The 16,835-nt window shown below is 65.5% G+C and carries 18 protein-coding genes and 1 pseudogene; 11 read left to right on the top strand and 8 right to left on the bottom strand.

The window, feature by feature from the left end; translation table 11 throughout:
* Positions 1 to 91: 91 nt before the first annotated feature.
* A complete protein-coding gene (locus tag AB0L63_RS19620) occupies positions 92 to 1,321 on the bottom strand; it encodes a metallophosphoesterase (RefSeq protein ID WP_364502547.1) in 1,230 nt (409 codons plus the stop codon).
* A gap of 174 nt (positions 1,322 to 1,495) precedes the next feature.
* On the opposite strand from AB0L63_RS19620, the gene AB0L63_RS19615 reads away from it, so the two are divergent.
* From AB0L63_RS19615 to AB0L63_RS19590, 6 genes are all read left to right on the top strand, one after another.
* Positions 1,496 to 1,879 carry a BlaI/MecI/CopY family transcriptional regulator gene (locus AB0L63_RS19615; protein ID WP_364502903.1) on the top strand — a complete coding sequence of 128 codons (384 nt, stop codon included), beginning with the start codon at positions 1,496 to 1,498 and terminating at the stop codon, positions 1,877 to 1,879.
* Complete coding sequence (locus AB0L63_RS19610; RefSeq protein ID WP_364502544.1) at positions 1,876 to 2,823, top strand: M56 family metallopeptidase; 948 nt, start codon at positions 1,876 to 1,878, stop codon at positions 2,821 to 2,823. Before AB0L63_RS19615 ends, AB0L63_RS19610 begins: the two co-directional genes overlap by 4 nt.
* 44 nt (positions 2,824 to 2,867) lie before the next feature.
* Positions 2,868 to 3,980, top strand: coding sequence for a winged helix DNA-binding domain-containing protein (locus AB0L63_RS19605; RefSeq protein WP_364502542.1), 1,113 nt, complete (start codon positions 2,868 to 2,870; stop codon positions 3,978 to 3,980).
* Positions 3,981 to 4,201: 221 nt separating this feature from the next.
* Positions 4,202 to 4,693 (top strand): helix-turn-helix domain-containing protein, encoded by a 492-nt coding sequence (locus AB0L63_RS19600; RefSeq protein WP_364502540.1) that lies wholly within the window; start codon positions 4,202 to 4,204, stop codon positions 4,691 to 4,693.
* A gap of 25 nt (positions 4,694 to 4,718) precedes the next feature.
* Positions 4,719 to 5,135, top strand: a complete 417-nt coding sequence (locus tag AB0L63_RS19595) for an NUDIX domain-containing protein (protein ID WP_364502537.1) — start codon at positions 4,719 to 4,721, stop codon at positions 5,133 to 5,135.
* A 39-nt stretch (positions 5,136 to 5,174) separates the two neighbouring features.
* Positions 5,175 to 5,672 carry a hypothetical protein gene (locus AB0L63_RS19590; RefSeq protein WP_364502534.1) on the top strand — a complete coding sequence of 166 codons (498 nt, stop codon included), beginning with the start codon at positions 5,175 to 5,177 and terminating at the stop codon, positions 5,670 to 5,672.
* A gap of 1,384 nt (positions 5,673 to 7,056) precedes the next feature.
* On the opposite strand, the gene AB0L63_RS19585 is transcribed toward AB0L63_RS19590, so the two are convergent.
* The 5 genes from AB0L63_RS19585 to AB0L63_RS19565 form a co-directional block, all read right to left on the bottom strand.
* Positions 7,057 to 7,665, bottom strand: a complete 609-nt coding sequence (locus tag AB0L63_RS19585) for an ATP/GTP-binding protein (RefSeq protein WP_364502531.1) — start codon at positions 7,663 to 7,665, stop codon at positions 7,057 to 7,059.
* Complete coding sequence (locus AB0L63_RS19580) at positions 7,646 to 8,020, bottom strand: DUF742 domain-containing protein (RefSeq protein WP_364502529.1); 375 nt, start codon at positions 8,018 to 8,020, stop codon at positions 7,646 to 7,648. Before AB0L63_RS19580 ends, AB0L63_RS19585 begins: the two co-directional genes overlap by 20 nt.
* Positions 8,017 to 8,412, bottom strand: a complete 396-nt coding sequence (locus tag AB0L63_RS19575; RefSeq protein WP_364502526.1) for a roadblock/LC7 domain-containing protein — start codon at positions 8,410 to 8,412, stop codon at positions 8,017 to 8,019. The genes AB0L63_RS19580 and AB0L63_RS19575 overlap by 4 nt, the downstream gene beginning before the upstream one ends.
* Positions 8,390 to 10,846, bottom strand: a complete 2,457-nt coding sequence (locus tag AB0L63_RS19570; RefSeq protein WP_364502523.1) for an ATP-binding protein — start codon at positions 10,844 to 10,846, stop codon at positions 8,390 to 8,392. Before AB0L63_RS19570 ends, AB0L63_RS19575 begins: the two co-directional genes overlap by 23 nt.
* 138 nt (positions 10,847 to 10,984) lie before the next feature.
* Positions 10,985 to 11,353, bottom strand: coding sequence for a DoxX family protein (locus AB0L63_RS19565; RefSeq protein WP_364502520.1), 369 nt, complete (start codon positions 11,351 to 11,353; stop codon positions 10,985 to 10,987).
* A 174-nt stretch (positions 11,354 to 11,527) separates the two neighbouring features.
* Here AB0L63_RS19565 and AB0L63_RS19560 point away from each other — a divergent pair, with 174 nt between their 5' ends.
* Together AB0L63_RS19560 and AB0L63_RS19555 are read left to right on the top strand one after the other, a co-directional pair.
* Complete coding sequence (locus AB0L63_RS19560) at positions 11,528 to 13,081, top strand: succinic semialdehyde dehydrogenase (protein ID WP_364502517.1); 1,554 nt, start codon at positions 11,528 to 11,530, stop codon at positions 13,079 to 13,081.
* Positions 13,082 to 13,233: 152 nt separating this feature from the next.
* Positions 13,234 to 13,659 (top strand): hypothetical protein, encoded by a 426-nt coding sequence (locus AB0L63_RS19555; protein WP_364502514.1) that lies wholly within the window; start codon positions 13,234 to 13,236, stop codon positions 13,657 to 13,659.
* 21 nt (positions 13,660 to 13,680) lie between these two features.
* Here AB0L63_RS19555 and AB0L63_RS19550 read toward each other — a convergent pair whose 3' ends face one another.
* The gene (locus AB0L63_RS19550; RefSeq protein ID WP_364502512.1) at positions 13,681 to 14,568 is read right to left on the bottom strand and encodes a TIGR03621 family F420-dependent LLM class oxidoreductase; all 888 of its coding nucleotides are present in this window, start codon (positions 14,566 to 14,568) and stop codon (positions 13,681 to 13,683) included.
* Positions 14,569 to 14,587: 19 nt separating this feature from the next.
* On the opposite strand from AB0L63_RS19550, the gene AB0L63_RS19545 reads away from it, so the two are divergent.
* The 3 genes from AB0L63_RS19545 (at position 14,588) to AB0L63_RS19535 (ending at position 16,545) form a co-directional block, all read left to right on the top strand.
* Entirely contained in the window at positions 14,588 to 14,992 is a 405-nt protein-coding gene (locus AB0L63_RS19545) for a TetR-like C-terminal domain-containing protein (RefSeq protein ID WP_364502509.1), read from the top strand.
* An 84-nt stretch (positions 14,993 to 15,076) separates the two neighbouring features.
* Positions 15,077 to 15,388, top strand: coding sequence for a nuclear transport factor 2 family protein (locus tag AB0L63_RS19540; RefSeq protein WP_364502507.1), 312 nt, complete (start codon positions 15,077 to 15,079; stop codon positions 15,386 to 15,388).
* Positions 15,389 to 15,402: 14 nt separating this feature from the next.
* The gene (locus tag AB0L63_RS19535; RefSeq protein WP_364502504.1) at positions 15,403 to 16,545 is read left to right on the top strand and encodes an alkaline phosphatase family protein; all 1,143 of its coding nucleotides are present in this window, start codon (positions 15,403 to 15,405) and stop codon (positions 16,543 to 16,545) included.
* Between the two features lie 100 nt (positions 16,546 to 16,645).
* Here AB0L63_RS19535 and AB0L63_RS19530 read toward each other — a convergent pair.
* A pseudogene (locus AB0L63_RS19530) lies at positions 16,646 to 16,835 on the bottom strand (IS110 family transposase); the annotation flags it as partial.

Here is a 16,835-nt window from a genome sequence, read left to right as displayed (position 1 = left end):
GGGAACGCGCTTGCGACTCGACATGAGCTCCCTCTTCTCAACGCGAAGACGAAGCGGCCTGGTCGGTGTCAGCGTCGAGCCGGCGGTCCGGTCACGCCTGTTTCGACGCCAGCTCGATCACCGTGATATCGGAGGGGGCGCCGACGCGGACCGGGGGTCCCCACGCGCCGGCGCCGCGGGTGACGTAGAGCTGGGTGTCACCGTAGCGCTCAAGGCCTGCGACGGTCGGATTGGCCAGGCCCGCAATGAAATTGCCGGGCCATAGCTGACCGCCGTGGGTATGGCCGGACAGTTGCAGGTCGACGCCGAACTCGACCGCATCGTGGATTTGCACCGGCTGATGCGCCAGCAGTACCGCGGTACGCGCGAGATCACGGTCCCCGAGCGCGGCGGCGAAATCCGGACCCTGCCCGATACGTTCACCCTGAAGATCGTTGACACCGGCGAGGTCGAAATGCGGTAGTTCGGTTCGGCTGTTCGTCAGGAGCCGCAGTCCGAGTTCCTGCACGTGCTCGATCCATTGTTCGGCGCCGGAGAAGTACTCGTGGTTGCCGGTGACGAAATAGGCACCGTGACGCGCGTGCAAGCGCGACAGCGGTTCGACCGCCGAGCGCAGGTGTTCGACGCTACCGTCGACCAGATCGCCCACCACCGCAATGAGATCCGGCTGGGTGCCGTTGATCGTCTCCACCACTCGCTCGGCGAACCCGCGGCCCAGAATGGGGCCGAGATGCATATCACTGACTACGGCGATCCGGTAGCCGTGTGCGGCACGCGGCAGCTTGGCCAGCGGTACTGTCAACTGCTTCACTCGTGGGCCGCTCAGCACGCCGTTGGTGCCGTAGCCGATGGTGGTCACGGCCGCCAGCGTTGCCGCGGCGCCGACCGCACGAGAGACGAAGAGTCGCCGGGAAACCGGCACGGGATCGTCTCGCGGCGCGGTTTCCGGAACCCGCACCTCCGTGACCGCGGCCTCGGACCTGCTCGAATGCGTGATCCAGCGCCGGAGCAGTGGCCGGACCAGCTCGCCCACCAAAAGCCAGAGCACGAGATAGAGGAACAGCGCGCCCCACAGATAACCGGGCCACGCGATTATCTGGGTGATCAGGAACGGAACCCCGGCCGATTCGGATACGAATGCGCCGATCAACAGCGCTGTCCCCGCGACGATCACCCCGGTCCCCGTCCGGCGGGCGATCGACCCACGCTCCGTCGTCTCCCATACGAGCCGCCGCCAGAGATACCAGTGCGCGCCGACCACTCCCGCAACGACGATTCCCGCACCGACGACGATTCCCACGACAGCGACCACCACGTCCACCGCAGCACTCTATGCCCGAGGCCGAGATCTCCCTGAGCTGGCGATACTGGAGTTCCGCATGCTCGGGATATCCGACATATCCAGCGCAGATCTACGGTATGACTACGTAGTCATAATCCGAGCCAGTTACCCTGGAACTTCAGAGATGTCCAGTCAGTTGATGAGGGAGTCGGCATCGTGCGTGGATTCGGGGATTTGGAGGCGGTGATCATGGACCGCATTTGGGACCGGGACGCGGAAACCACAACGGTCCGCGAAATCTTCGACGAACTGGCCGCCGAACGCGATATTGCCTACACGACGGTCATGTCGACCATGGACAATCTGCACCGCAAGGGCTGGTTGGCACGCGATCGCGCGGGCAAGGCATATCGATATTGGCCGACGCTCACCCGCGAGGAACACAGCGCGCGACTCATGCTCGAGGCCCTCGGCTCCGGCGGTCGCTCGGATCTGGTGCTCAGCCATTTCGTCGATCGGATCAGTGCGGAGGAGTCGGCCGGACTGCGTGCCGCGCTGCGTCGGCTCAGCTCACGCAAAACCCCTGAGGCGCCGTGAACGTAGCCGTCAGCCTGATGATCTACGGGAGCATGGTGGCCACCTTCGGTCCGACCGTGCTGCGCAGACTCACCTGGCGCGGCGTCGCACCGCGGCTCGGGGTGCTCGCCTGGCTGGTCGCGATCGCGGGCGCACTGGGTGCGTGGGCCATCGCGTCCGGCATGCTGATCGTCGAATTCGCCACCTACTGGCATCCCGCCGATATGCTGCACGACTGCTACGCCGCGCTGGCCACGCCGATACGCCTACACGATGGCCTGCTGGTCCAATTGGGCACCCTCGCCAGCGCGGCCCTGGTCGCCGCCGCGCTCCTCGGCATCCTGACACATGTCACACGGGCGATGCTGCAGATGCGACGCAGAACCATCGCACACGCGCGGGCCGTTCGCATGGTCGGTCGACATGTGCCCGGTATCGGCGCCGTCGTGCTGGATTCGCCGGAACGCCAAGCCTATTGCGTGGCCGGACCGCCCGACACCATCGTGGTCACCAGCGCGGCCGTCGACGCGCTGACCGAGCAGCAGCTCGCCGCGGTGCTTGCCCACGAGCACGCACATCTGAGCGAACGACATGCCGGACTGCTCCGCTTCCTGCGCGGTATCGCGATCGCCCTGCCCGGGATGCGTCTGGTGACCGACGGGGAGCAGGAAATCGGCCGACTGCTCGAGATGTGCGCCGACGATACGGCGGCGCGCAGGCACGGGCGAGAGCCGCTGCTCGAGGGTCTGCTCGCGATCGTCGGGGCGACCGAACCGCTCCCGGCGGGCGCGTTGAGTGCCGCTGCTACCGCCGTACTGGTTCGAGCCGAGCGGTTGGTCGCACCGGTCGGAGTGGTCCGTCGAGCGACGAACTGGACTGCATTGCTCGCCGTGATGGCCGCGACGGTGGTCGGTCTACTGGAAATCGCGGTCGGAGTACTGTTCTGCAGCACAGTGCTGGGATGAATCCGGCACCGCACCGGATCCGGTAAGAGGTTGGGAGGGCATAGGTGCACGTCACCTGGGAACAGGTTTTCGCTTGGCGGTTACGCAGGCAATTCGTCACGTCACCCAACGATGTCGCTACCACCGAGATCGTCGAGCGCCTGTGCGGTGTGCAGGCCCAGGTGACCGCGGCCGCGGATCTCGCGGTGGCACTGCGGCGCAGCAAACCCGATCCGGGTGCGCTACTGCCGGAGTTGGTGGTCGGCACCCTGATGAAAACCTGGGCAATGCGCGGAACTCTGCACGTGCTCACCCCTGGAATGGCGGCCGCCATTCTGTCCTTGATCGGTTCCGCCCGCACCTGGGAAAAGCCCGCCTGGCAGCGCACATTCGGGGCGTCGCCCGCGGAGGTCGCGGCGCTGACCGATGCGGTGGCGCAGGTGCTCGATGGCGCGGTGCTCAGCCGGGACGAACTGGTCGACGCGCTGCTCGCCAACCCCGCATTCCATCGGCTGGGCGCGGAATTGCGCTCCGGTTGGGGCGCGCTGCTCAAGCCGCTGGCTTGGCAGGGGGCGCTGTGTCACGGTCCAGCGCAAGGGAATCGGGTCACCTTCACCAGCCCGGCCCATCTGATCGATGGCTGGCGCGGCCTGCTCGAACCGGACGCCGCCGCGCCCATCGCGATTACCGGTTATCTCGGTGCGTATGGCCCGGCCACACCGGAATCTTTCGATGCCTGGCTCAGTCGCAACAGTCTCGCGAAAACGACGGTGCGCCGGTGGTTCTCGGAACTCGGGGACGCGCTCACCGAGGTCGATATCGCGGGTCGGCGCGCCTACATTCTCACCGAACACGCCGACGAACTGACCGCCACGGAACCGACACGTACCTCGGTGCACCTGCTGGGTGCCTTCGACCAATACGTCCTCGGGCCGGGCACCGGCGACACCGAACTGCTCCCCGCCGAACATCGCTCCCGAGTAAGCCGGGCAGCGGGCTGGATCTCTCCCATCCTGGTCGTCGACGGCCGCATCGCAGGCACCTGGGAGACCAACGCCAACGATCTATCCGTCACCACCTTCGACGGCTCCCTACCTCCGACCCGCGAGCTGAAGGCCGCCGCCGACCACGTGGCGGCCGCCGTGGGCCACACCGGATTCACCGTCCGCGTGGCGTAGTAATCACACCTCGGCGGGCCCTGAGGAGGTCAACACCGATGGCGCTGGTGTTTCCGGTTGTTCTCGAGGGAATCCCGCCGTCTGGTGGGGTTCGGCATCCGGGTGCCGAGTCCGATCGGCCCCGTTGCTACCGCCACGGCGGCGGTCAGACGAGTCAGTTGCATCATGAAACGAGCCGCAGGTTGGTGAGTTCTTTGAAGCAACCGACTATGCTGAGGCGCATGCGCAGGACCAGCTTCGACGAGATGAACTGCTCGGTCGCCCAGTGTCTGGAGGCCGTGGGCGAGTGGTGGACGCTGCTGATCGTGCGTGACGCACTCTTCGGCGTGACCCGCTTCGACGACTTCCGCGCACGCCTTGGCATCGCCCGCAATGTGCTGACCCAGCGCCTGGAACACCTGGTCGCGCACGACATCATGGTCAAGGTGCCTTACCAGGAGAATCCGGTCCGCTACGACTACCAACTGACCCCAAGGGGCCGCTCGCTCTGGCTCGTGGTCGATGCCATGCGGCAATGGGGTGACGAGTGGGCCGCGCCTGACGGCCCGTCGGTGCAGGCCGTGCACGAATCCTGCGGTAAGACCACGGTGCTCGAACCGGTCTGCGCCGAATGCGGTGAACGGGTACGCGGGTGCGACCTGCGCCCCGTCGATGGTCCAGGTGCGATGGGCGGACGCTCCATCCTGCCCACCGACCTCCAGCACGCCCACTGATCGATCCGTCCATTAGGCTGCGGCGGTGGCGGATGGGCGAGTGCGGAAGCTGATCGACACGGTCGCGTGGGTGCGCATCGAGGGCGGCCGCATCCTGTGTGCGCGCCCCAAGGGCAAGGACATCTTCTACATCCCGGGCGGGAAGCGTGAGGGCGCGGAGTCCGATCTGCAGACGCTACTGCGCGAGATCGAAGAGGAGTTGACCGTCGCGCTGCTTCCGGAAACCGTCGCCCACGTCGGCACGTACGAGGCCGCACTGCACGGACCCGCCAGTGACGTGGTCGTTCGAATGAGCTGCTATACCGCCGACTATCATGGCACCCTCGCGGCCAGTAGCGAGATCGAAGAGGTCGCGTGGTTCTGCTACGCGGATCGCGCGCTGGTGCCGCCGGTCGATCAGCTGCTGTTCGATGACCTGGTCGATGCTGGCCGATTGGCCTGAGGTGTCCGCGTATCCGCCGCGCGGGATACGGTCGATGGCATGACCACGGTTCGCTCAATGTTGCGTTGGGCCGCATACGCATTGGTTGCGCCGGTGATCGCTCTCGGCCCCATCGCGAGCCGGTTTCGGGTCCCGCGCCGGCTGCTCGGCATCTTCATCGCACCACGCGATGCTTTGGCGGTGCCGGCGGTTGTGCATTCGGTGCTGGCCGGTGCACTCGGCCTGCTCACCTGGTTTCTGGCCTTCCTGGCGACTATCGCCGCGGTGCGCGGGATTTTCTATCCGCTCGTCGCGGGCAACGATCTCGAACACTCGTGGGGTGGTCCGACGCTGGCCGTTGCCTGGGCGGTACACGCGCTGCTCGGGGTCGGGCTACTCCCCGTCTGGGGACTGGTACTGGCGGGACTCGGTGCGGTGCAAGTGCGCCTGACCCGCCGGTTGCTCGGGCGGCGCGGCCCGTGGTGGCCGATTCCGGTATCGCTGCTACTAGGCGCCGGTGGCGTGCTGCTTTTCATCTCCTGGTGGCATCAAGCGTGAATCGGCGAATGATGGTGCGGCGAATGCGACACAAGCTTTCCAGCTAACGAACCTACTGGCCATTGACAGCCGGCATCGTCGACGAACGCGGCGAGGCGTGACCGACGTCGCCCGAAGCGGCGGCTGACGCGATAGTTCGGTCGAGAGTCATGTATTCGCCGAGCAGCTGCATCTCGGATCAGCAGTGATTCCTCAACCACGAGTTGTTATTTCTCCACATTGGGATTGACGGGATCAACGATCACGGCCGATATAGCGCCACCCACCACCGTCGGGAATTACCCTGAATCACGACTCGACACTGTTGACCGCCGTGCCGAACGTACTTACGTATATTTCGACATCAACATACGGATGCGCGGCGCCGTTGGTCCCCGCCACAATCCCACTGATATATGCGAAGTCAGGTGGGCAAAAGTGAGTGTATTGCGATACTATCGGTGCGGATTTTGGGTGACCACTTCGATAGAAGTGTCATTGAACCATGCTGTGGTCGAGGCGGAGCACAACCATGATTGACCGTGCGTCCCGAGCATCCGCACTTTATGACATTCGGGCGTCGATTGCGAAATCTTCGATTTGAGTGCGATTCGATCTTGATGACCAACCGATCGAGGTGATTGTGGGAATTGCCACGGTCGAGGTTGTGGGTCGGTGTTGCAGGGCCGCCTGCGTATTCGGGGTTCGCCGACTTGGGGGTGTGTCGTGATCGGGTTCGGGGGTGAGGATCTCGCGGGGTTGGCCGATCGGATTGCGGATGGACTGCGGGGGCTCGCCCCGCCCGGGTGGCAGCCGAGATGGGCCATGCGCGAAAATGGCCCCGAATTCATGTGCGCCCTGATGCAACCCTTTCGCATGAGCTACCTGTATTTGGTCGATGAGAGCGAACGATCCTGATCCCGGTCATACTGCCCGGCGAAAGGTTCTACGCGTCGCCCCCCAGCCGTCATTTCCGGGTGCACCTTCCGTAGCCTCGATGCCAGCCACCCGGCCGACCGGTGCCCCTGGCGGCATTGCCCGGCCCAGAGCGGGGGCGCTGGCAGCGCCTCCAGCGGTGATCATCGGCGCGATCTTCTGGCCCGAGCGTATACCGCCCGAGCGGTCGGTGGACGGCATTCGCGAGCGTATCCAGCAGGAAGACAACAACTCTGGACCCCACCTTTGGCGGGCATAGTCCGACGCACTGCGGCTGGTCACAGCCTTGCACATGACGCAGCTCGAATGGCCAGGACATTCCGGCTTCTCAGGATCGCAGTCGTCTTGCGGATCCGCCGATGATCGCGGCCCGTAGCACGTCAGGGCGTTGAAGCTGGTGCGGTTGAACGGCGTCGACGGTATCACCGGCCACCACATCAGCACCGAGCTGGAATCCCGGTAACCGCCATCAGGTCGCGACCGGGGCCCGCCCCGCCCGTTCGATGAGGTGCTGCACCAGGTTCAGCAGCACCTCTTTGCAAGAGGCGCGGTCACGGGCGTCGCACAGCATTACCGGGATGTGATCGTCGAGATCGAGCGCGTCGCGAACCTCGTCGACCGTGTATACCGGTGCGCCCTCGAAACAATTGACCGCGACCGTGAACGTCAGCCCGCGGCGTTCGAAGAAGTCCACGGCCGCAAAGGAATTGCTGAGCCGACGGGTGTCGGCGAGCACGACCGCGCCCAACGCGCCGCGGGACAGTTCGTCCCAGAGAAACCAGAACCGGTCCTGCCCCGGCGTGCCGAACAGGTAGAGCACCAGGTCACGGTCGATGGTGATGCGGCCGAAGTCCAGCGCGACCGTTGTCGTGGTCTTCTGTTCAACGCCGGACAGGTCGTCGACCCCGGTGCTGACCTCAGTGATCAACTCCTCGGTGCGCAGCGGCGCGACCTCGCTGATCGCCGACACCATGGTCGTCTTGCCGACGCCGAAACCACCGGCGATGAGAATCTTGACCGAGGCTGCCAGCTGCGGTGTCGCACCGGGCCGGGTCGGATCAAAGCTTTCGGATGCCATCCAGTACCGCTCGCAATATGTTGAGATCGCCGGGACCCGCCTCCGGCTGCACCGGCGCCCGGAAGATCAAGTGGCCCTCGCCGATCAGATCGCCGACGAGAATCTTGGTCACCGCCAAGGGAAGTTTCAGATAGGCCGCCACTTCGGCGACCGACTGCGGCGCACGGCACAGCCGCACGATGTTCGCATATTCCGGATCGGTCCGCCGCAGTGTGGGCGGCGGATCGGCTGTGACAACTACGGTGAGCATGTCCAGGTCATGGCCTGCCCCCATCACCCGTCCGCGGGTGACCGCATAGGGCCGGACCAGTGGACCGGCCTCATCGTCGAACCATTGCCCACCGCCCTGCGTCATGGTAAGCGCGCAGGGGTGGATAGAAAGGTGCCGACGCGTTGGACGGTGACATTCATTTCATAGGCGACCATCCCGAGATTGGCCGATTCGGCCGCCTGGAGTGCCAGGCAGGCGTTGTCGCCCGCAGAGGTCACGAACAGTACCGCACGATCGAGTTCGATCACGGCCTGGCGGACCCCGCCGCCGTCGAAACGGCTGCCCGCACTGCGGGCCAGACCGTAGAGGGTGGAGGACATGGCGGCGAAATGTTCAGCGTCCTCGCGGGTCATGGCGGTGGAACGGCCGAGCAGCAGCCCGTCGGTGGACAGCACCACCGCATAGCGCACGCCGGCCAGCCGATCGACGAGATCGTCGAGCAGCCAGTTGAGATCACCGGGGCTGGAAGAAGTCACCGTTGCCTTCCTGTTCGTCCGAGTGTTTACCGCTCGGTGCCTGAAGTATGCCGAATTGCTCGGCGGCCGCCACCTCGGGCAGCACGGCATCGTGGATGGCGCGGCGGCCCTGCCTGGTCCCGTTCTCGATGGCGGCCATCAGATCTCGGGCCTGCTCCGCCGAACGTTCCCGCTCCGGCGGCTGCTCCGCTGCCGGCTCGGCCGGCGCCGGCTGCGCCAATTGCGGTGCGATGCTTGCCTGCCGGTGGCGGCGCGGCAGCGCGGGCCTGGTGTCCGCCGGGGTCGGTTGGGGTGCCTCGAACGCGGGACCCGGCGCCGGTGCCTCGACGGCAGGTGGTGCCGGCGGCGGCGCGGTGAGCACCGCGGATTCGGTTTCGGCGCCACCGAAGGGGGAGGAGTCGACGAAGGGGATCGGATGCCGTCGGCTGCGTGCCGATTCCAGCGGCTCGGGATCCGATGTCAGAGCGGCTTGTTCATTGGCGAGCAGGGCCGACGGGATGAGTACGATGGCGCGGATGCCGCCGTAGTCGGACTCCGACAGCCGGACCGATACCCCATGTCTGTGGGCCAGCTGCGCGACTACGAACAGGCCGAGCCGGGAATCCGAGGACAGCGCCGCGACACCGAAATCCGGTGGATTGCACAGCATCTCGTTGACCCGCGCGATTTCGGACTCGGTCATGCCCATGCCCTGATCGCTGATCTCGATGACCACGCCCTTGCCAACGACATTGCCGCTCACCTCGACCCGCGACTGCGGCGGCGAGAACGAGGTCGCATTGTCCACCAGTTCGGCGAGCAGATGGATGAGGTCGGCCACCACCGCGCCGAGCACGTGGGTTTCGGGCAGCCGGGACACCCGCACCCGTGCGTAGTCCAGGGTTTCGCCGACCGCACTGCGCACCAGATCGATCAGCGGCACCGGATTGCGCCACTGCCGACCTGGCCGACCGCCACCGAGAATGATCAGATTCTCGGCATTGCGGCGTTCGCGGGTGGCGAGGTGATCGAGCCGGAACAGGGTGTCCAGCAAGGCTGGATCCTCTTGGCGCTCTTCGGCCTTGTCGAGGATCTCCAGCTGCCGATGCACCACGATCTGGCTGCGGTGCGCGATATTCAGGAACACCGCCTTCACACCCTCACGGGTGCGCGCCTCGGTCACCGCGCCCGCGACGGCCGCGGCATGCGCGTGCTGGAAGGCTTTGGCCACCTGGCCGATTTCGTCGTGACCGTAATCCAGTTCCGCGGATTCGGTCGCCGGATCGATGAGCTCGCCCTCGCCGAGCCGGCGCATCAGTTCGGGCAGCCGCTCATCGGCCAGCGCGAGGGTTTCACCGCGAAGTCGTTTGAGCCGGTTGATGACTCGGTTGGCCAGTACGATCGCGATCACGAACGCCAGCAGGCTGACCACGACGACACCGCCACCAGCCCACGCGGATCGCGCGGTGGCATCGGCGGCCGTGTCCTCGGCCAGCTTCTGCGAGTACTTGTTCTGGGCGATCCACACATCGATCAGCCCGCGGTTCACCTCAGCGGCCGCACTGTGCCACTCCTGGGTGCTCAATGGCAGGGCGGGTGACGTCGACTGTTTGGTGGTGCTGCTGGACGAGCTGGATGAAGCCGACGAGCTGGAGGTGGCGCTCGTCGCCGTCATAGTGCGTTGGGCCAGTGCGTTTTCCATGGCGGTGACCTGTTGCCAGGCCTGGCTCGCCATCAGCGTGTGCAGGCTCTCCTGCTGCTTGGGATCCAGTTCGGCGGCGAGATTGGCGGCCTCGGCGTGATAGAAGCCGATCTGATGCAGGTACTCCTCAAGCGGAATGGGAGTCGGCCCGTTCGCACTGACGATCATGCCCCCGAGCGCGGTGCTGCGCGACATCGCCTCGGTCACCAGGAAAATCCGCATACCGTCGGCGATATGCACGCCGATCTCGGCATCCGGCGCGGTCCGCTCGGCGATCTCGGTGCCGTAGGAGATGACATCGAGCAGCCGGTTGTAGAAGTTGTATGCGTCCGGGACGGGCAACGTACCGGCATCGGTGAGCGCGCGGAGCTGGTTTATCGACGTCGACAGCGTCACGAAGTTCGCGGCGTTGTCGCCGATCTTCGAATCGTCCACGGCCCGTAGTCCGTCGGAGGCCTCGATCAGGCCTTTCAGCGCGCCGTCGAGGCGCATCCGGGACACACCGAGTGCGGGGGAGGCAGTCTCGTCGCCGGTCAGCGCGGCCAGTGTCAGCTGACGTTCGCTCTGGACCGCCGCCAGCAGTTCACGGATGGAGGGTATGGCCTGCTGATTCTGTGCGGCCCAGTCCTTGGCCTTATTCCCCTCGGCCACCAGATATCCCGCCGCACCCACGCCGACCACGAGCAGTGTCAGGCTCGGCACGAGCGCGATCGCCAGAATCCGCGTGCGGACCCCGAGCCTCGCTCTGAACATCGCCATAATCTAATCCAGTTGTGACCATTTTGTTGCCCGAGTCCCGCTGAGTGGGACCGGATTTGACATTGCTAATAGATGCCCGAGTGCGTCCTGAATCGATTCGGTGGCGAGCCCGGTGTGGACCCGCGACCGAGATCACAGTCCCGCGAAGCGGCCGATGGCGACCAGGACGGCAATGATCAGGATCGTCGTGGTGATCGCGATATTGCGGGGTTCGCGCAGGCGGATGTGCGAGCTGATCGCGCCGATCATCACCATGGCGAATCCGACCGCAGCCAACGGGGTGAGTGCCGGTGCGATACCGGTCCACCATGGGACGATAATGCCGATGGCGCCGAGTAATTCGGCGTAGGCGGTCATGCGCACGATCGCCTTCGGGTACACCGCGACCCCTGTCTGGCCCGTCTCGACCAGCTTCTCCTTGGACTGGGTGGATTTCGCGATCCCGGATGCGGTGAACACGACTGCAAGCACGATTTGCCCGATCCAGAGTGCGATATTCATTGTTCCTCCCTTGATGGGGTTCAGGTGCCCATGAGACAGATCGGGTCTCGTGAACGTGACAGTTTCCGCCGAATAGGCGTCGTCATCCGCCAACCCCGGGTAGTGGCTATGACAGCGATCGCGCGCGGCGTATGTTGTGTGTATCCCGGGGTTACTCACAAGTAGGAGGCACCGATGTCCGCGCCGAATGCCGACGTCTTCGAGCGCCTGAGCTCGCTTGCCGCAATCGCCGATCCGGACGCTCGTGCGCGCAGAACGATCGCTGAGACCTTCACCGGCAACTCGCTCGGCACGGTGCCGGTCGGCACCGCCGACGATGTGACGGCCGCATTCGACAAGGCCAAGGCGGCACAAGCCCGATGGGCCACCCGGTCGGCCAAGGATCGTGCCGCGGTGCTCGAACGATACCGCGAACTGGTCATCGAACGGCGCAAATTCCTGATGAATGTGATCCAGGCCGAAACCGGTAAGGCGCGTTGGGCCGCCCAGGAAGAGATCATGGGCCTGATGTTCGCGGCCCGCTATTTCGCCAGGGTCGCGCCCGATCTGCTCGACGCGCACCGCGTGCCCGGCGCCTTCCCGGTGCTCAATCGGGCGACCGTGCGCCACCAGCCCAAGGGCGTCGTCGGTGTGGTCGCGCCGTGGAACTATCCGATGCTGCTGTCCATCGGCGATTCGATCCCGGCGCTGCTCGCGGGCAATGCGGTGATCGTCAAACCGGACAGCCAGACCCCGTTCTCCGCACTGGCCAGCGCCGAACTGCTGTACCAGGCCGGATTGCCGCGTGACCTGCTCGCCGTCATTCCAGGACCAGGCACCGTGGTCGGCACCGCCATCGCGGACAACTGCGACTACCTGATGTTCACCGGCTCCTCTGCGACCGGGCGCACCCTGGCCGAACAGTGCGGGCGCAGGCTCATCGGCTTCTCCGCCGAACTCGGCGGCAAGAACCCGATGATCGTCACCAGCGGCGCGAAACTGGATAAGGCCGCCAAGGCCGCGGTACGAGCCTGCTTCTCCAATGCGGGTCAGCTGTGTATCTCGATCGAACGGCTGTATGTGGAGAAGGCGGTCGCCGCGGAGTTCACCGAGAAGTTCGTCGCCGCCATTCAGGCTGCGAAACTCGGTGCGGCCTACGACTATTCGGCCGATATCGGCAGCCTGATCTCCGAGGCGCAGTTGGAGACCGTTTCCAAGCATGTCGCCGACGCCACCTCCAAAGGCGCTCAGGTGCTCACGGGCGGCAAGGCTCGCCCGGATCTGGGACCCCTGTTCTTCGAACCCACCGTGCTCGCCGATGTCACCGACGAGATGGAATGCGGCCGCAACGAAACCTTCGGTCCGCTTGTCTCGATCTACCCAGTAGACAGTGTCGAGCAGGCGATCGACCTGGCCAATGACACCGAATACGGTCTGAATGCGAGCGTTTGGGCGCAGACGAAGGCCGCGGGGGAGTTGATCGCCGAGCGGCTGCACGCGGGCACCGTCTGCGTCGACGAGGGTTATGCCCCTGCCTGGGGCACCACCGCCGCGCCGATGGGCGGTATGGGCATCTCCGGTGTCGGGCGCAGGCACGGTCCGGACGGTCTGCTGAAGTTCACCGAACCGCAGACCGTTGTGGTCACCCGATTCATGAATCTCGATGCGCCACAGGTGTTTTCGCGGGACACGTGGCAGCGGCTGCTGATGACGCTCGCCCGCAGCTTGCGTTTCCTCCCCGGCCGGTAGCCGCCGGCCCCCCGCCGTCCCGGTCTGCAGCGGGAGAGCGGGGCTGCGCGGTATCGGCCCAGGGCTGCGGACCCTTGGCCGATCACCCGTTCATCGCCCGTTCTCCATTGAAGATGCAAGTGGGGTGTGCGCGTACGGTCTACGCTGCTGATATGGCGAGGGTTTCGCGACGAGCCAAGGTAGCCGACGTGCACGAACTGGCCACCAGCATGCCGTTCGTCAACCGGGTGGACGGGCCGCACGGCAATGCGGTTTACCAGGTCGGCGGCAAATCCTTTGTGTTCTTCCGCAACCCGCGACCCGACGCATTCGACCCGGTCACCGGTGAGCGTTATACCGATGTGATCGTGATCTGGGTGCCCTCGGAGTCCGACAAATTGGCCCTGGTGCAGGATCCGGATTCACCATTCTTCACCACCCCGCATTTCGACGGGCACCTGTCGGTGCTGGTGCGCGGCAACCGCATCGGCGAACTCTGTAAGCAGGAGTTGGCCGAGGTCATCCAGGATGCCTGGCTCAGCCGGGCCTCGCACAAACGCGCGGCGGACTGGCTGGCGGCGCATCACGTCGCGAAGTGAGCTGCGTGGCGTGTCCGGCGCTCAGCGCAGCAGTTCGATTACCGCGCCCATCGGCTCCATGCTGCCCTCGAGCACGGAGACGTAGCTGAATCCGAACCGTTCCCGGCGCTGTTCCAACTGCCGCGCCATTTCCTTCGGCGTCCCGATCAGCAATGCGGGTAAATCCTCGGGCCGATCGGCGACGTCAGCGGGCAGATGCGGACCGTACAGATCCAGTGCGGCCGACCGCTCCTCCGGCGGAATTACGCGCTGCAGCAGGATATTCAGTTCGACAGTCTCGGCCCGTGCCCCGAGCAACTCCCGCAGGTATGCCAGCCGCGCATCGGTGGCGTGGAGTCCGACGAACTGCAGCGGTCCACCGTTGTAGGCCGGGGCAGCACCGGGGAGCGCGATGATATCGGCATGGTCGGCCGCGACCCGCAGTAGCCGATCGCCCCAACCAGCGATGACGAGCGGCGGGCCTGCGGGCTGCGCGGGACGCGGCTGGTACTCCGGATCGGCGAACAACCGCCGCACAGTCGCGGCGGTTGTCGCCAACTGCTCGACCCGCCTGCCCGCGCTCTCGAAAGTAATTCCGGCTGTTTCGAATTCCTCTTGGACATATCCGGCTCCGAGTCCCAACTCGACCCGTCCATCGGTGAGTTGATCGACTGTGGCTGCCTCGCGCGCCAAGAGCGCGGCGTTGTAGAACGGCGTATTCAATACGAAGGTGGTCAGCCGAACCCGTTCGGTCGCCTCGGCCGCGAGCATCATGGCCGGAAACGGTGCGGGCAACCCGAGGTGATCGGCCACACCGACGACGTCGTAACCGAGTTCTTCGGCCCTGCGACACTTTCGTATCCACTCGGCCCGTGAAGCCGAAGCAAGCAGAGTGACACCGAACCGGAACGTGCCTCGCGCTGCCGTCACCTTTCCTGTCTACCAGCGTGTGCGTCCAACTGTCGATCAGCACGGTGCGAGAGCCAGTCCCACCCAAATCATCCCGGCCAAGGTCACCACCGCCGCCAGTACCGGACCCGGTCGCGGTGACCCGGCCGACCCGACGATCCGCAAACTTTCGCAACCCGATAAGCATCCGGACGCGCGGGCGGCGGGCGATGCGGCGTTCGACGTCCTCGCCAGCACCATCACCGAAGCCGTCGCCGCCGGATTGCTGCCGGCCGATAAGGCTGACACCCTGGCCGTCATGTGGTGGAGCCTGGCGCACGGCATGGCCTCGCTGTGGCTGGACGGTCAGCTCGAAAAACGCAGCACCCAACTCGGAACGACCGTGCCGACGCTGGTCGAGGACATCATGCGCACCTTCACCGCGCTGGTCGGCCCCGGCGCGTGATACCCCGGCGAGCACACCCGGCACTAGAGTGAAGCCGAAGGTTTGCTGTCCGACGCACCCACACTCTTCGAGAGGGATGTTCCGATGACACAGCAGCTCGATCCGACGGTCCAGGAATTCGTCACCGCGCTCAACGACAGTGATCAGGATCGCTTCTACGCCATCCTCACCGACGACGCGACCATGTCCGACGACGGTGTGGAGCGCAATCTCGCCCAGTGGACCGACTCCGAAATCTTCGGCAGCAATGGACGCATGGCAGTCGAATCCGTCGGCGACGGAGGCACCGAACTGGTTGCCGACTATACGAATACCCGCTGGGGTTCGATGCGCACGGCTTGGCGCTTCACTGTGCGCGACGGCAAAATAAGTCGATTCGAGACCGGCCAAGCCTGAGTATCCTCGGGTTCGTGTTCATCACGCCCAACTACGGCACGGGCTCGCTGGCTGACCTGTTCCCCTCCCTCCTGGCCGGGCTCGGTGTGCCCGGCGAGGTCGACCGGCTCGGTCTCGACGTCGTCGCCGACCGGATCTGTGTACTGCTGATCGACGGTCTCGGCGCGGATGCGCTCGCCGCGAATTCCGATGTGGCGCCATTCCTGTCGGCGCTGGCACAGCGCACGCTGACGGCGGGCTTTCCGAGCACGACCACCGTCAGTCTGAGCTCACTGGGCGTCGGTGTGCCGCCCGGCGAACACGGGTTCACCGGATACCTCATGCACGTCCCCGGCTACGACCAGCTGGTGAACCCGCTGACCTGGCGGCTCCACGGCGCGGGACCGAAGATCGACCTACTCCACGATCTGGTGCCCGAGAAATTCCAGCCCGCCGCCACGGTTTTCGAGCGCGCCGCGGCCGACGGGATCGCGGTGGCCCAGGTTGCGCCGAATCTACAGGCGGGGTCCGGGCTGACCAGGGCAGTGCTGCGCGGCTGCGAATTCCGCCCCTATTTTTCTGTCGGCGATTTCGTCGACAGCGTCGCCACCGCATTGCGTGCGGGCCCACGCTCGTTGGTCTACGCCTACCACGGCAACCTCGACACGACCGGTCATGTGCGCGGGCCCTCGTCCGACGCTTGGCTTTTGGAACTCGCGCATGTCGACCGGCTGGCCGCGACCATCGCCGAACATCTGCCACCCGATGCTGGGCTCATCGTGACCGCCGACCACGGCATGGTGGAACTCGCCGACCGCGTCGACTACGACAAGACCGACGTACTGCGCGAGGGCGTACGCCTACTCGGCGGCGAGCCGCGCGCCCGCCACGTCTTCACCGTCGACGGCGCGACCGCCGATGTGGCGGTGATCTGGCAGGAATACCTGGGCGCCGACTTCGATGTCATCCCTCGCGCCGAGGCCATCGATCGCGGCTGGTTCGGCCCCACCGTGGCACCGCATATCGCCGAGCGCATCGGCGATCTCGTGGTCGTGGCCCGTGGTCTGCGCGGTGTCGTGCGCACCGGCATCGAACCGCTGGAATCCATGCTGATCGGGCATCATGGTTCGCTCACATCGGCGGAAATGATGGTGCCGTTGCGCACGTTCCGACCGTAGCGTGCCATGCCCAAGTACGGGTGGCGGACAACCAGTGCTCGGCCGCGGTGAAATCCGCGCTGACCGCACAAGGTTCCGAAGAAGACTCTCAATGATCGTGTCAAGCCGCAGCGGCCGCCGGGGCCGGGGTCTCGACGCTGAATTCGCGGCCGTCGCGCAGCAGTGCCCACAGGACATCGACGAGCCGTCTGGCAAGGGCTAGCAGGGCTTGGGTATGGATCTGTCGTTCACCGCGTTTGCGGTCGTAGAAACGCCTCGACGGCCCGTTTTCGTAGCGCAGGCTGGACAGG

Source organism: Nocardia sp. NPDC051990 (assembly GCF_040680755.1).
Classification (GTDB): Bacteria; Actinomycetota; Actinomycetes; order Mycobacteriales; family Mycobacteriaceae; genus Nocardia.
The sequence above is the reverse complement of the archived record's forward strand: the minus strand, read 5'-3'. Positions and strand labels throughout refer to the sequence as shown.

What these genes read in the sequence shown, in the direction of transcription:
- AB0L63_RS19565 (WP_364502520.1), bottom strand. Translation starts at nt 11,353, where the DNA reads ATGAATATCGCACTCTGGATCGGGCAAATCGTGCTTGCAGTCGTGTTC.
- AB0L63_RS19540 (WP_364502507.1), top strand. Translation starts at nt 15,077, where the DNA reads ATGACACAGCAGCTCGATCCGACGGTCCAGGAATTCGTCACCGCGCTC.
- AB0L63_RS19560 (WP_364502517.1), top strand. Translation starts at nt 11,528, where the DNA reads ATGTCCGCGCCGAATGCCGACGTCTTCGAGCGCCTGAGCTCGCTTGCC.
- AB0L63_RS19580 (WP_364502529.1), bottom strand. Translation starts at nt 8,020, where the DNA reads ATGACGCAGGGCGGTGGGCAATGGTTCGACGATGAGGCCGGTCCACTG.
- AB0L63_RS19555 (WP_364502514.1), top strand. Translation starts at nt 13,234, where the DNA reads ATGGCGAGGGTTTCGCGACGAGCCAAGGTAGCCGACGTGCACGAACTG.
- AB0L63_RS19585 (WP_364502531.1), bottom strand. Translation starts at nt 7,665, where the DNA reads ATGGCATCCGAAAGCTTTGATCCGACCCGGCCCGGTGCGACACCGCAG.
- AB0L63_RS19590 (WP_364502534.1), top strand. Translation starts at nt 5,175, where the DNA reads ATGACCACGGTTCGCTCAATGTTGCGTTGGGCCGCATACGCATTGGTT.
- AB0L63_RS19570 (WP_364502523.1), bottom strand. Translation starts at nt 10,846, where the DNA reads ATGTTCAGAGCGAGGCTCGGGGTCCGCACGCGGATTCTGGCGATCGCG.
- AB0L63_RS19600 (WP_364502540.1), top strand. Translation starts at nt 4,202, where the DNA reads ATGCGCAGGACCAGCTTCGACGAGATGAACTGCTCGGTCGCCCAGTGT.